Source organism: Bacillus sp. FSL K6-1145, from assembly GCF_038003425.1.
GTDB lineage: Bacteria > Bacillota > Bacilli > Bacillales > Bacillaceae > Bacillus > Bacillus pumilus.
In genome coordinates this window covers 2396214-2410017 of record NZ_JBBOPC010000001.1, presented here as the reverse complement: position 1 = coordinate 2410017, position 13804 = coordinate 2396214, and the positions used below count along the sequence as shown (strand labels likewise).

Below are 13804 nucleotides of genomic sequence, written 5' to 3'. Positions count from 1 at the left end.
ATAAATCAACACACTTGAAAATTTAAAATGTGGAACTGATGATAGAGAATAGTAGGGTAAATTGCGTGAGCAGAGAGGAATCGCCTTAGGCTGAAAGCGAATCCGCATGGCATTTATCACGAAAGAACACTCTGTAGGTTTCCTGCTGAACGCTCTAAAAATGAGTCAATAGGCGGAGAACGTGAATCTGCGTTAAGGATTTGAGCGGGAACATGGCTAGATCATGTTCCAACTAGGGTGGCACCACGGGTATAACTCTCGTCCCTACTATACACATAGTAGAGGCGGGGGTTTTTTATATGTCCACATAAAAAAATGAATGATGGTCGTAGGAGGACGAAAAATGAGTTTTAATATTCCAAGAGGCACACAGGATATTTTACCTGGAGAGTCAGAACGCTGGCAGTATGTTGAACAAATTGCAAGAGATACATGTGCGGCCTTTCAATACAAAGAAATCCGCACACCGATTTTTGAGCATACAGAGCTGTTTGCACGGGGAGTAGGCGAATCAACCGATATCGTTCAAAAAGAGATGTATACATTTGAAGATAAAAAGGGACGCAGCATCACCCTTCGTCCAGAGGGAACGGCATCAACCGTACGTTCTTATGTTGAAAATAAATTATTTGCACAGCCGGCGCAGCCAACAAAGCTGTATTACATCGGACCAATGTTCCGCTATGAACGTCCGCAAACGGGAAGATATCGTCAATTTTATCAGTTTGGGATTGAAGCGATCGGTTCAAAGGATCCAGCCATTGATGCAGAAGTTATTTCCCTTGCGATGAGTGTTTATGAGAAGGCAGGTCTTTCTAACTTAAAGCTCGTCATTAACAGCCTTGGTGACAAAGAGAGTCGTGCAGACTACCGCAAGGCACTTGTCGAGCACTTTGAGCCAAGAATCGATGAATTCTGTCATGACTGTCAAACCCGTTTACATCAAAATCCGCTACGAATTCTTGATTGCAAAAAGGATCGTGACCACGAATTGATGGCAACGGCTCCATCCATTCAAGATTACTTAAATGATGAATCACGGACTTATTTTGAAAAGGTCAAACAATACTTAACAGATATAGGCGTTGAATATGTCGTCGATCCGAACTTAGTGCGCGGCCTTGATTACTACAATCACACGGCATTTGAGATCATGAGTAATGCTGAAGGCTTTGGTGCGATTACCACATTAGCCGGCGGAGGCCGATATGATGGACTTGTTGAAGGAATTGGCGGTCCTGAATCACCAGGAATCGGTTTTGCTATGAGTATTGAGCGTTTCCTATCAGCAATCGATGCTGAAGGGATTGATCTTCCATTGCAAGATGGCATTGATCTATACATTGCTGCACTCGGTGATGATGCGAAAGATTACGCTGTTTCATTATTAAATCGTCTAAGAAAAGAAGGCATTTCAAGTGAAATGGACTATACAGGGAAGAAATTAAAAGGACAATTTAAAGCGGCTGATCGATTAAAAGCCAAATTTATTGCTGTCCTTGGTGAAGATGAGCTGGCACAGCACATTGTGAATGTAAAAGATACGACAACGGGTGAACAAATTGAAGTGAAGCTTGATGAGCTGATTCAAATGATGAAGGCCCACAAGAAGGCGTAAAGAAGGAGTGGAATGTTTGTGTTTGGTAGAACTTTTTATTGTGGAGAAGTAACAGAAGACCAAATCGGTCAAACCGTTGTATTAAAAGGATGGGTTCAAAAAAGACGTGACCTTGGCGGATTAATCTTTATTGATCTGCGTGACCGTACAGGAATTGTACAAGCTGTCTTCAATCCAGACCTTTCAAAAGAGGCACTTGAGACAGCAGAATCGATTCGTAATGAATATGTCCTTGATATTAAAGGAACGGTTGTCGCAAGAGAAGAAGCAACAATTAATCCAAATCTAAAAACAGGGAAAATTGAAATACAAGTCGAAACGGTCAGCGTGTTAAATGAAGCGAAGACCCCTCCTTTTGTCATTTCAGATCAAGCGGACGAGGTATCAGAAGATGTGCGCTTAAAATACCGTTACTTAGACCTTCGCCGTCCTGCTATGTTTGAAACGATGAAAATGCGACACGAGGTCACAAGAGCATTCCGCCATTTCTTAGATGACAACGGCTTTCTAGATATTGAAACACCGATTTTAACAAAAAGTACGCCAGAGGGTGCACGTGACTATCTTGTTCCAAGCCGTGTACACGAAGGAGAGTTCTATGCCTTGCCTCAGTCCCCGCAATTATTTAAACAATTGCTGATGGTCTCAGGAATGGATCGTTACTATCAAATTGCCCGCTGCTTTAGGGATGAAGACTTGCGTGCTGACCGTCAGCCGGAATTCACACAAGTCGATATCGAAATGTCCTTTATGAGTCAAGAGGACATTATGACGCTTGCTGAAGAGATGATGGCAAAGGTGATGAAAGATGTCAAAGGCGTAGAGCTGACATTGCCATTACCTCGTATGACCTATGATGAAGCGATGAATTCTTATGGTTCTGATAAACCAGATACACGTTTTGAGATGAAGCTTGTCAACATTTCAGACACGGTAAAAGACTCTGATTTCAAAGTCTTTAGCGGAGCTGTAAAAAATGGTGGAGCTGTGAAAGCCATCAATGTCAAAGGGGCTGCAGCGAATTACTCAAGAAAAGACATTGATGCCCTTGGTGCATTTGCTGCGAACTACGGTGCAAAAGGTCTAGCTTGGCTTAAAGCAGAAGGCACAGAATTAAAAGGGCCGATTGCTAAATTCTTTGACGAAGCAAAGCAAGCAGAATTAAAGGAGCAGCTTCAAGTCGAAGAAGGCGACCTTTTACTCTTTGTTGCAGATAAGACGTCTGTTGTCCATGACGCACTTGGTGCCCTTCGCTTAAAACTCGGCAAAGAGCTTGAACTCATCGATGAGTCTGTATTCAACTTCTTATGGGTCGTTGATTGGCCGCTGCTTGAAAAAGATGAAGAAGAAGGACGCTTCTATGCTGCCCATCATCCTTTCACAATGCCAGTACGCGACGATCTTGAATTAATTGAGACAAGCCCAGAGGACATGAAGGCACAGGCATACGATCTTGTCCTGAATGGCTATGAGCTTGGCGGAGGTTCGATTCGTATTTTCGAAAAGGACATTCAAGAAAAAATGTTTAGCTTACTTGGGTTTTCAAAAGAAGAGGCTTATGAACAATTCGGCTTCCTTCTAGATGCTTTTGAGCACGGTGTTCCTCCGCACGGCGGAATTGCGCTTGGTCTTGACCGCTTAGTGATGCTGCTTGCCGGCCGCTCTAACCTAAGAGACACGATTGCATTCCCGAAAACGGCAAGTGCGAGCTGCGTGCTAACAGATGCTCCAGGTCATGTGAGCGAAGCGCAGCTGGATGAGTTAAGTTTAGCCATTAAAACAAAAGCAAAACAGTAAAATAGACGCATGGATATAGGCATGTAAACGCTTGAAAAAGCGGCATGCCTATGATATGCTTTCTTCAATCAATAAATAAAGTCCTGATACGTACGGTGGTTACCTAGTTTTGACCGAACATTTTTTTATACGGGAGCTTGCCTTTCCTTTCTGCATAAATGCCTCTTTAGAGGACTTATAAAGTCAGGAAGAAAGCACCCACCTGCATGGTGCGGGGTTCAAAACGAAGGAAAAGCTGGCGGCGTTGTCGGGACTTTTTTGTGTTTTTTTCTTTTTCAGAAGGATGACGAAGAAGGTTGAATATGATATGATTCTTTCGATTCATTTTAAATAAAGGTGGAGTGAGGCACTTGTTACATCAGTTTTCAAGAAACGAGCTTGCCATTGGCAAGGAAGGCTTAGATATATTAAAAAACAGTACAGTTGCAGTGCTTGGTGTGGGCGGCGTTGGTTCATTTGCAGTTGAGGCACTCGCTCGTTCAGGCGTTGGCCGTATTGTTCTTGTTGATAAAGATGATATTGATATTACAAATGTAAATCGTCAGCTGCCAGCATTGCTTTCAACAGTTGGTCAGCCAAAGGTTGACTTAATGCAGGCGAGAATCGCTGATATTAATCCAGAATGTGAAGTTGTTGCACTCAAGATGTTTTATACAGAGGAAACATATGAACAATTTTTTGAATATCCACTTGATTATGTCATCGATGCGTCAGATACGATTCACTATAAAATTCATTTAATGAAAGAGTGTCTGAAACGCAATGTGAACATCATTTCGAGTATGGGAGCTGCAAACAAAACAGATCCGACCCGCTTCAAAATTGATGACATTTCAAAAACACATACCGACCCAATTGCAAAAGTCGTGAGAACGCGTCTACGCAAAGAAGGGATTCGTAAAGGAATTGAAGTCATTTTCTCTGATGAAAGTCCGATTGTCATCCGCGAAGATGTCAGAAAAGAAGTTGGAAATGATGAAGCGAAGATTCGCAAGGCACAAATGCCGCCATCATCCAACGCATTCGTCCCATCTGTTGCAGGACTGATCATGGGTGGTCATGTCATTATGCAGCTTTTAAAAGATATTCCAATTACACGTGTGAAGGATAAATAAACAGCCCACCTGCTAATTAGGCAGGGGCCAGCGTGTAGACAAACCCTTGCATTCGGTGTCAGATCTGCGCTTCGGTGCTCACGAATGTTAAATTCGCTCCGCTCCGATGCTCGTCCTTCCTAGACTGCAAAGGTTTTCTATTACGCTGAAAAGAAGACAAAGGGCTAAAATCAAGATCATTTTAGCCCTTTGTCAACAATCTGACAGCCCACCTGCTAATAGGCAGGTGGGCTTTTTTATTTTTGGCGTTTTAAATTCTCATATACCTGTTTTAGTGCGCCTTCAAATTTACCTGTTTGCTTTGGTTCATAGTATTGCTTGTTTTTCAGCGGATCAGGTAAGTATTGCTGCTTCACCCAGCCGTTTTCATAATCGTGTGGGTATAAGTAATCGACGCCTCTGCCAAGTGCTGTGGCTCCTTTGTAGTGAGCATCCTTTAAATGAACAGGGATTTCACCAATTTTCCCTGAACGAATGTCACCAAGTGCCGCATCGATCGCCTTATATGCTGAGTTGGACTTAGGAGAAAGACACAGTTCAATGACTGCGTTAGCCAGCGGAATTCGTGCTTCCGGGAAGCCGACTCTTTCTGCTGTTTGAACAGCGCTTAACACACGAGGGCCTGCCTGCGGACTAGCTAAGCCAATATCTTCGTAAGCCATCACGAGTAATCTCCTTGAAATGCTTTCGAGGTCCCCTGCTTCAATCAGTCTGGCAAGGTAATGCAGCGCCGCATCTGCGTCAGAGCCTCTAATGGATTTTTGAAAAGCCGAGAGGACATCGTAATGAGCATCACCATTCTTATCATGTGAGAAGCTCTTTTTTTGTAAACATTCTTCTGCTGCGGCAAGAGTGATCATAATATGCCCAGCATCATCTGCTTTTGTCGATAAAACAGCTAGTTCTAACGCATTTAAAGCAGAGCGTACGTCCCCGCCGCATCCATTGGCAAAATGATTCATCGCTTCATCGTCCACTGTCACCTCATAACCGCCAAGTCCGCGATGTTCATCCTGTAACGCTCTTGTTAATGCAGCCTTGATTTGCTCTGTTTCAAGCGGTTTTAGCTCAAATATTTGTGTCCGGCTTCGGATGGCAGGGTTGATCGCATGATAGGGGTTAGCTGTCGTTGCGCCAATTAAAATGATCATGCCATTTTCTAAATAAGGAAGAAGAAAATCCTGCTTTCCTTTATCAAGCCTGTGAACCTCGTCTAAAATGAGGATGACCTGGCCGCTCATTTTCGCTTCAGCGGCGACAGCTTCCATATCCTTTTTGTTATGAATGACCGCATTCAACGTCCGAAACGCAATGCTTGTACTGCCAGCGATCGCCGTCGCAATCGATGTTTTCCCGATGCCCGGCGGTCCGTATAAAATCATCGAGGATAAATGTTTTGCCTCGACCATTCGTCTAATAATTTGACCTTCTCCAACGAGATGCTCCTGCCCAATGATGTCTTCAATATGACTTGGGCGCATCCGGTACGCTAAAGGTTTCATGATTATCTCTCCTAAAGCAATGTCTTGTTTGTATAGAGTACCGAAATTTCTTCAAATAGAAAAGGGATGCGTCCTCTTATAGCGCTCAGAACCGGCAAATGAAAGTTGGCTAAAAGTATGATATAATTGCTTTTGGTCTATATAAGCGTATATGAAATCAGAAAAATAATTGATGACATAGAAATAGAAAACGCAGAGGTGTTTAACTTGAAAATTTCTACTAAAGGCAGATATGGTCTGACGATCATGATCGAATTAGCCAAAAAACATGGCGAAGGCCCTACATCATTAAAATCAATCGCTCAAAACAATAATTTGTCTGAGCATTATTTAGAGCAGCTTGTATCACCACTTCGGAATGCCCGTCTTGTGAAAAGTATTCGCGGTGCATACGGCGGCTATGTTCTTGCACATGAACCAAACGAGATCACAGCCGGTGATATTATTCGTGTATTAGAAGGACCGATTAGTCCTGTCGAAGTCATTGAAAACGAAGAACCAGCAAAGCGTGCACTTTGGATTCGAATTCGTGATGCAGTAAAAGACGTACTGGACAATACAACTCTTGAAGACTTGGCAAGCTATAAAGATGACGAGGATCAAGAGGCGTATATGTTCTATATTTAGATCAGAGGTGTACCGGGAATGGAACGTATCTATTTAGATCATGCAGCCACAACGCCGATGGATCAGCGTATTGTGGACAAGATGATGCCTTACTTTACAGAGATATTTGGCAATCCCTCTAGCATTCATTCATATGGGCGCGAGGCAAGAAAGTGGCTCGATGAAGCAAGAGAAGTGATTGCAGGAGAATTACACTGTAAGCCGCAGGAGATCATCCTCACAAGTGGAGGAACAGAGGCGGACAACCTGGCGATTACAGGTGTGGCAATGGCAAGACAGCATGAAGGAAAACATATCATCACAGCAAAAACAGAGCATCATGCGGTGCTGCACACATGTGAACGCCTAGAGAAGCTAGGATTTGACGTGACATATTTAGATGTGGATGAAACTGGATTGATTCATCTTGAACAACTAAAACAAGCACTAAGAGATGATACGATTCTTGTGACCATCATGTACGGCAATAATGAAACAGGTGTGATTCAGCCAATCAAAGACATTGGTGAGCTTTTACACAATCACACTGCTCATTTTCATACAGACGCCGTGCAGGCATTTGGAACAATGCCAATCGATGTAGCAGACCTTCATATTGATCTCTTATCTGCTTCTGGCCATAAGCTAAATGGTCCAATGGGAACGGGCTTTTTATATGTAAACGAAGGCGTGAAACTTTCTCCGCAAATTTTCGGAGGAGAACAAGAAAGAAAACGCCGTGCTGGCACTGAAAATGTGGCAGGGATCGTCGGACTTGCAGAAGCTGTTCAATTAACGAAGCAAAATAGAAGAGAAAAAGCCATGCATTATGGTAAGCTCAAAGAAATCATGCTACAAGTATTCGAAGAGGAATCACTCGACTTCTCTATCAATGGGCACCCGGAAGAGACATTGCCGCACATTTTAAATGTTCATTTCCCGGGCGTTTCTATCGAATCGTTACTTGTGAATTTAGATATGGAAGGAATTGCTGTTTCAAGTGGGTCTGCATGTACGGCTGGATCCGTCCTTCCTTCACACGTGTTAAGCGCCATGTATGGCGAAGAAGCAGACAAGCTGACGTCCTCAGTCAGAATAAGCTTCGGTCTTGGGAATGAAGAGGATCATGTGAAGCAGGCGGCGCGCAAGATAGTAGCTGTTGTCAAACGCTTAGCCAAATAAACGTTCCTCTTTTGTTCGTGTGTGAAAAATGAAACAGCCAGGCACCTGAAGAACGAAACGCACATGCTGTTTCATTGAAAATGGAGTTGATGAAGATGACAAAAAGACCAGAAGACACAAGAGTTGTGGTCGGTATGTCCGGAGGAGTCGATTCATCAGTTGCTGCTCTTATGTTAAAGGAGCAAGGCTATGATGTAATCGGCATATTTATGAAAAACTGGGATGACACAGATGAAAATGGTGTATGTACAGCAACGGAGGACTATGAGGATGTCATCCGCGTATGCAACCAAATTGGAATCCCTTATTATGCAGTGAATTTCGAGAAGCAATATTGGGACAAAGTGTTTCAATATTTCCTTGATGAATATAAAGCGGGCAGAACGCCAAACCCTGATGTCATGTGCAACAAAGAAATTAAGTTCAAAGCGTTCCTTGAGCACGCATTGTCACTCGGTGCGGATTATTTAGCAACAGGTCACTATGCGCGCGTCGACAGAACTGGCGATGAAGTCAAAATGCTAAGAGGTCTTGATGCCAACAAAGACCAAACGTATTTCTTAAATCAGCTGACTCAGGAACAGCTTGATAAAGTCATGTTCCCAATCGGTGATCTAGAGAAAAAAAGGGTTCGTGAATTGGCAAAAGAAGCAGAGCTCGCAACAGCAACGAAAAAAGATTCAACGGGTATTTGCTTTATTGGAGAAAGAAACTTTAAAACGTTCCTCAGTCAATATTTGCCTGCACAGCCTGGCGTGATGCAGACGATGGACGGAGAAGTCAAAGGGGAGCACGATGGACTGATGTATTACACGATCGGTCAGCGCCAAGGTCTAGGCATTGGCGGCAGCGGTGATCCTTGGTTTGTCGTTGGAAAAGACTTGGAACAAAATATTCTGTTTGTCGAACAAGGTTTCCACAATCCACTTTTATATTCTGAAAGCATTTCAGCCGTCAATATTAGCTGGACTCGTCCTCATATTGTCGGTGAAAACGGTGAATTAATCTGCACAGCTAAATTCAGATACCGTCAAGAAGATCACCATGTGAAGGTGAAAATGACTGGTGAGCAAGAAGCGATGGTCATCTTTGATGAACCTGTTCGTGCTGTCACACCAGGACAAGCGGTTGTCTTTTATGATGGCGACGAATGTCTCGGTGGCGGAACAATTGACGATGTCTTTAAGGACGGCCAAAAGCTGTCGTATGTGTAACATGTTTTCAAAACCTCAACGTCGCTGTTGAGGTTTTTTAATGAAAGGATGAGAGAGCGAATGAATCATAACGAAATCGGCATAGAAGCCTTAAATCAAGGGAACATCGAAAAAGCAGCAGAAGCTTTTACGAAAGCCATTGAAGAAAGCCCGAAAGACCCGGTTCCATATATTAACTTTGCGAACTTGCTTTCAAGCATCAATGAATTTGAACGTGCGTTAAACTTCTTTCAAAAAGCAATAGAACTTGATCACGCCGCAGCTGCAGCCTATTACGGGGCAGGAAATGTATACACATTAAAAGAAGACTTTATGAAAGCAAAAGACTATTTTGAACAAGCACTTCAAGCTGGGATGGAAAATAGTGATTTATTTTATATGCTGGGGCAAACGCTCATCAAATTAGAGCAGCCGAAGCTTGCGATGCCTTATCTTCAGCGTGCCATCGAACTGAATGAAGATGATAATGAAGCAAGGTTCCAATTTGGCATGTGCTTAGCCAATGAACAATTGCTGGAAGAAGCGGTGACGACCTTTACCGAGGTGATCGCGCGTGATCCGCAGCATGCAGATGCCTTTTATAATTTAGGGGTTGCGTATGCATACTTAGAGAAAAAAGACGAAGCACTTGAGATGCTAGGAAAAGCGATTGACGTGCAGCCTGACCATATGCTGGCACTACATGCACAAAAGCTAATTCAAGAGGCAGAATAGACGGAAGGAGGGAAGACCTGTGCAGGAACATCCAGATCAAATGAAGCTTGAGGACGAACCGTTTTTAAAGGGGACAGTTCAAGCCGTTATTTTCCATAATGAAAGTAATTTATACTCGGTGTTAAAGGTGAAAGTCATTGAAACATCGGAAAACTTAGAGGAAAAAACAGCATCTGTCACAGGCTACTTCCCAGCACTTCATGAGGAAGAAACTTACACCTTCTATGGCAAAGTCACAAGCCACCCGAAATTTGGTGAACAGTTTCAGGCGACTCATTTTCAAAAGGAAGTACCGACAACAAAGCAAGGAATCATTCATTATCTCTCAAGTGATTTATTCGAAGGGATAGGGAAAAAGACGGCGGAAGAAATTGTGGGGCAGCTTGGCAATCAGACGCTTCATAAAATTATGCGTGACCCAGCGGTTTTGTATGACGTTCCGCGTTTATCAAAAAAGAAGGCAGATAAGCTGGCCGCAGCGCTCCAGGAGCATCAAGGATTGGAACAAATTATGATCAGCCTGAATCAATATGGCTTTGGTCCACAGCTCAGCATGAAGATATATCAAGTGTACGAGAGTGAGACGCTGCAGAAGATTGAAGAAAACCCTTATCAGCTCGTCAAGGATGTCGAAGGAATCGGATTTATTAAGGCGGATGAACTTGGCGCTAGAACCGGTATCTCAGGAAATGACCCAGAGCGAATCCGTGCAGCCTTGCTTTATACAGTGGAGACAGCCAGCCTTCAGGACGGTCATACGTACATACAAACAAAGGATTTGATCGTCGAAACCCGAAAACTGCTCAATCAGACAGGCAATGAGTACAAAGTGACGGAAATGGACGTCGCCAATCAGATCATTGCACTTGGCGAAGGGAAAGAGATGATCATTGAAGATGAGCGCTGCTATCATCCGTCCTTATTTTATGCCGAGCAAAGTGTCGCCAAACGTATACAAAAAATCGTCTCCCAAACGGAATATGCAGACCAATTCCCTGAATCAGAATTCCTTCTAGCCCTTGGTGAGCTAGAGGAACGGCTGGGCGTCCAGTATGCACCGACACAAAAAGAAGCGATTCAAAAGGCGCTCATGTCCCCAATGCTGCTTTTAACAGGCGGACCTGGGACTGGGAAGACAACAGTCATTAAAGGGATTGTTGAGCTTTACAGCGATCTTCACGGTGTATCTCTTGATCCGAGTGATTACAAAAAAGATGAATCCTTTCCATTTGTGCTTGCGGCGCCAACTGGACGAGCAGCTAAACGAATGACAGAATCAACAGGGCTTCCAGCTGTGACGATTCACCGGCTGCTTGGTTGGAATGGGTCAGAGGGATTCTCGCATGATGAAGAACAGCCGATTGAAGGAAAGCTTGTCATTATTGATGAATCAAGCATGCTAGATATTTGGCTTGCGAATCACTTGTTTAAGGCCATTCCTGATCATATCCAAGTGATCATGGTGGGGGATGAACATCAGCTTCCGTCTGTCGGACCAGGCCAAGTGTTAAGAGACTTGCTTGCATCACAAGCTGTGCCAGCTGTTACCCTGACAGATATTTACCGTCAGGCAGACGGCTCCAGCATTGTTGAGCTTGCACATGATATGAAAAATGGCGTCCTGCCAAAGGATATTACCGCACGTTCAAAGGATCGATCTTTCATAAAATGCTCAGTTGATCAAATGAAAGAAGTGATTGAGAAAGTCGTCAGCAATGCTGCTCAAAAAGGCTATTCAGCTAAAGACATTCAAGTGCTTGCGCCCATGTATAAAGGAAAAGCAGGCATTAATGAGCTCAATAAAATGCTGCAGCACATTTTAAATCCTAAAAAACCAAAAGGCAGAGAAATCCCGTTTGGTGATGTGGTGTACCGGACCGGTGATAAAGTGCTTCAGCTTGTGAATCAGCCGGAGAACAATATTTTTAACGGTGATATTGGCGAAATTGTCTCGATTTTTTATGCGAAAGAAAACACGGAAAAAGAAGACATGGCTGTGATCTCCTTTGATGGGAATGAAATTACCTTTACAAAAAAGGATTTTCATCAATTTACACATGCCTATTGCTGCTCCATCCACAAATCACAAGGCAGTGAATTCCCCATCGTTGTGCTTCCAGTCGTGAGAAGCTACTACAGAATGCTTCGGCGAAATCTGCTGTACACAGCCATTACACGAAGTAAAAAGTTTTTAATTCTGTGCGGCGAGGAATCAGCACTGGAGTGGGGCGTGAAAAACAATGAGGATTCGCTCAGACAAACGTCCTTAACGATGCGGCTCGTGCAAACCGAAGAGGTTATGGATGCGGAGCTTGCAGCACTTCAAAAAGAACTGCCGTTTAGCGTGCATGATGCAAATATCGGTATGGAGGGAATCACTCCATTTGATTTTATGCATGAATAAAAGGCTTCCAGATGGGAGCCTTTTTTAGCATGAAAAGAAATCCTCATATTTCGTTCATGGAAGCCATTTCTTCGTATGAGTCTTGCAGTAAACGCACACGATAAGACTGTTCCGCAAAAGGTGGTTGAGCACATTTTGAGAACATGTCGAGAGCTTGAAGGAATGTCAATCTATACAGGTGAAACGTCTCATTCACTTGGTTCGATAAAAGATATTTGCTTATTAGCCGGAGGCAGCTGCGGAGGATATGTGTTAGATGGGAAAAAGAAAGACTGTGCACTCGTTCCATTCTCGGCTGGGGATCAGCTGACAGACAAAGGCTTATATGTGAGCTGCCTGGAGGGAATAGGCATGGATTCCTCCGCCCCATCCTTCTTATTTTCGAAATTGAAAAAGAAAATGATACAGTCGCCTGATGGTGAAAATTTAGGCGTTTTGGAAGATGTATACTTTTGCACAAATTCGGGCACAATCGTAGCATATGAACTCTCGGACGGCTTCTTTACAGAGCTTTCAGGGATTCGAAAACAGCTTCAGGCTGCCGGAACCTTGATCAACGTTCAAAAGGAAGCACTTGTTCTAAACCGAACGTAAAGAGGTGCTGATTATGCTCATTTGCCCAAATTGCAAATGTAAAGACATCGGAAAAATTGGGGTCAATCAATATTATTGCTGGGGCTGTTTTATTGAATTGACGCTGTCAAAAGGCAAAATATCTACACACCAAGTGGAAGAAGACGGAACACTAAGCAGCTTAGATGATCTGTTTAGTGATGATGAACGTTCAATTCAACTATAAGTGTTAAGGGGGAATTTCGAATGGGCAAAATGACTTCTTCACTATTAACGCTTGGTGCAGGTGCACTCGCATATCACTTTGCAAGCCGATATGATATGCCATCAAAGCGGGATATGAAAAAGCTAAGAAAACGCGTTATGAGAATGATGTAAGCAAAAAGACATCCGCCAAAAGCCAAAAGCGGATGTCCTTTTTTATGCCTGCCTATATTCTAATCGGCGCGCGAGTAATGATAAGCTGAAATTGACGACAAAATACATCATCGCTGCTAATAGGAAAATGGGCAGTAAGTAAGATTGGCTCTGACCGTTTAATATTTGAGCGTGATGCAATAGCTCTGGAAGGGCAATGACAACAGCTAGTGACGTATCTTTTAAAAGAGAGATGAACTGACTAACAATTGGCGGTACCATACGGCGTAAAGCCTGCGGCATAATAATCATTTTTAACGTTTGGATATAGGTTAAACCAGAAGACCTAGCTGCTTCGATCTGCCCCTTATCAATTGATTTTAAACCGCTTCGAATAATTTCTGACAGCATCGCTGATTCAAATACGGTTAAAGCTGCAATAGCCGAGGCTATAATGCTCAGCTTAATGCCGATTTCGGGCAGTGCAAAATATGTGAAAAAGATGATCAATAAGAGCGGCAGGTTTCGAATGGTTTCGACGACGACTGCAAGTATCTTTGATAAAACCGGAATCTGAGCGAACCGCAATGTGCCAATGACTAATCCAATGAGAAAGCTCAAAATGATGGAGATAAAAGCCACTTTTAAGGTGACAGCAAATCCTTCAAGTAAAAAGGCGAGATGATCAGGCTGGTAGGCACCTAGAAAATCCATGATGTTTC

General features: G+C 43.3%; 13 protein-coding genes, 1 other RNA gene and 1 other annotated feature. Of the genes, 12 read left to right on the top strand and 2 right to left on the bottom strand.

What is annotated here, in order from left to right; genetic code table 11:
- Positions 1-29 precede the first annotated feature (29 nt).
- Positions 30-269: a binding site (T-box leader), on the top strand.
- Between the two features lie 74 nt (positions 270-343).
- The 4 genes from hisS to MHH41_RS12180 all read left to right on the top strand — a co-directional run bounded on the left by hisS (position 344) and on the right by MHH41_RS12180 (position 4530).
- Complete coding sequence (hisS, locus tag MHH41_RS12195; RefSeq protein WP_003216423.1) at positions 344-1618, top strand: histidine--tRNA ligase; 1275 nt, start codon at positions 344-346, stop codon at positions 1616-1618.
- A gap of 18 nt (positions 1619-1636) precedes the next feature.
- Positions 1637-3415 carry an aspartate--tRNA ligase gene (gene aspS, locus MHH41_RS12190; RefSeq protein WP_212046166.1) on the top strand — a complete coding sequence of 593 codons (1779 nt, stop codon included), beginning with the start codon at positions 1637-1639 and terminating at the stop codon, positions 3413-3415.
- A gap of 77 nt (positions 3416-3492) precedes the next feature.
- A non-coding RNA gene (gene ssrS, locus MHH41_RS12185) (6S RNA) lies at positions 3493-3673 on the top strand.
- Between the two features lie 92 nt (positions 3674-3765).
- Positions 3766-4530, top strand: coding sequence for a tRNA threonylcarbamoyladenosine dehydratase (locus tag MHH41_RS12180; RefSeq protein WP_044140034.1), 765 nt, complete (start codon positions 3766-3768; stop codon positions 4528-4530).
- Positions 4531-4766: 236 nt separating this feature from the next.
- Here MHH41_RS12180 and MHH41_RS12175 read toward each other — a convergent pair whose 3' ends face one another.
- Entirely contained in the window at positions 4767-6032 is a 1266-nt protein-coding gene (locus MHH41_RS12175) for a replication-associated recombination protein A (protein WP_044139600.1), read from the bottom strand.
- Positions 6033-6239: 207 nt separating this feature from the next.
- Here MHH41_RS12175 and cymR point away from each other — a divergent pair, with 207 nt between their 5' ends.
- The 8 genes from cymR to MHH41_RS12135 all read left to right on the top strand — a co-directional run bounded on the left by cymR (position 6240) and on the right by MHH41_RS12135 (position 13103).
- Positions 6240-6659, top strand: a complete 420-nt coding sequence (gene cymR / locus MHH41_RS12170) for a cysteine metabolism transcriptional regulator CymR (protein WP_034620651.1) — start codon at positions 6240-6242, stop codon at positions 6657-6659.
- An 18-nt stretch (positions 6660-6677) separates the two neighbouring features.
- Positions 6678-7820 (top strand): cysteine desulfurase family protein, encoded by a 1143-nt coding sequence (locus MHH41_RS12165; RefSeq protein WP_003216474.1) that lies wholly within the window; start codon positions 6678-6680, stop codon positions 7818-7820.
- A gap of 95 nt (positions 7821-7915) precedes the next feature.
- Entirely contained in the window at positions 7916-9034 is a 1119-nt protein-coding gene (mnmA, locus tag MHH41_RS12160) for a tRNA 2-thiouridine(34) synthase MnmA (RefSeq protein WP_050943674.1), read from the top strand.
- Positions 9035-9094: 60 nt separating this feature from the next.
- Positions 9095-9748, top strand: coding sequence for a tetratricopeptide repeat protein (locus MHH41_RS12155; protein WP_003216571.1), 654 nt, complete (start codon positions 9095-9097; stop codon positions 9746-9748).
- A 19-nt stretch (positions 9749-9767) separates the two neighbouring features.
- Entirely contained in the window at positions 9768-12152 is a 2385-nt protein-coding gene (gene recD2 / locus MHH41_RS12150) for an SF1B family DNA helicase RecD2 (RefSeq protein WP_310024352.1), read from the top strand.
- 135 nt (positions 12153-12287) lie between these two features.
- Positions 12288-12746, top strand: a complete 459-nt coding sequence (locus MHH41_RS12145) for a PRC-barrel domain-containing protein (RefSeq protein WP_340866392.1) — start codon at positions 12288-12290, stop codon at positions 12744-12746.
- Between the two features lie 13 nt (positions 12747-12759).
- On the top strand, positions 12760-12951 hold the full coding sequence (locus tag MHH41_RS12140; RefSeq protein WP_003216308.1) for a hypothetical protein: 192 nt from the start codon (positions 12760-12762) through the stop codon (positions 12949-12951).
- Positions 12952-12971: 20 nt separating this feature from the next.
- A complete protein-coding gene (locus MHH41_RS12135) occupies positions 12972-13103 on the top strand; it encodes a YrzQ family protein (protein WP_003216198.1) in 132 nt (43 codons plus the stop codon).
- Between the two features lie 42 nt (positions 13104-13145).
- On the opposite strand, the gene MHH41_RS12130 is transcribed toward MHH41_RS12135, so the two are convergent.
- A complete protein-coding gene (locus MHH41_RS12130) occupies positions 13146-13796 on the bottom strand; it encodes an amino acid ABC transporter permease (RefSeq protein ID WP_340866391.1) in 651 nt (216 codons plus the stop codon).
- Positions 13797-13804 lie beyond the last annotated feature (8 nt).

Excerpts from the sequence above, each read along its gene's own strand:
- hisS (WP_003216423.1), top strand. The coding sequence starts at position 344 with ATGAGTTTTAATATTCCAAGAGGCACACAGGATATTTTACCTGGAGAG.
- MHH41_RS12175 (WP_044139600.1), bottom strand. The coding sequence starts at position 6,032 with ATGAAACCTTTAGCGTACCGGATGCGCCCAAGTCATATTGAAGACATC.
- MHH41_RS12165 (WP_003216474.1), top strand. The coding sequence starts at position 6,678 with ATGGAACGTATCTATTTAGATCATGCAGCCACAACGCCGATGGATCAG.
- mnmA (WP_050943674.1), top strand. The coding sequence starts at position 7,916 with ATGACAAAAAGACCAGAAGACACAAGAGTTGTGGTCGGTATGTCCGGA.
- MHH41_RS12155 (WP_003216571.1), top strand. The coding sequence starts at position 9,095 with ATGAATCATAACGAAATCGGCATAGAAGCCTTAAATCAAGGGAACATC.
- MHH41_RS12140 (WP_003216308.1), top strand. The coding sequence starts at position 12,760 with ATGCTCATTTGCCCAAATTGCAAATGTAAAGACATCGGAAAAATTGGG.
- MHH41_RS12135 (WP_003216198.1), top strand. The coding sequence starts at position 12,972 with ATGGGCAAAATGACTTCTTCACTATTAACGCTTGGTGCAGGTGCACTC.
- MHH41_RS12130 (WP_340866391.1), bottom strand. The coding sequence starts at position 13,796 with ATGGATTTTCTAGGTGCCTACCAGCCTGATCATCTCGCCTTTTTACTT.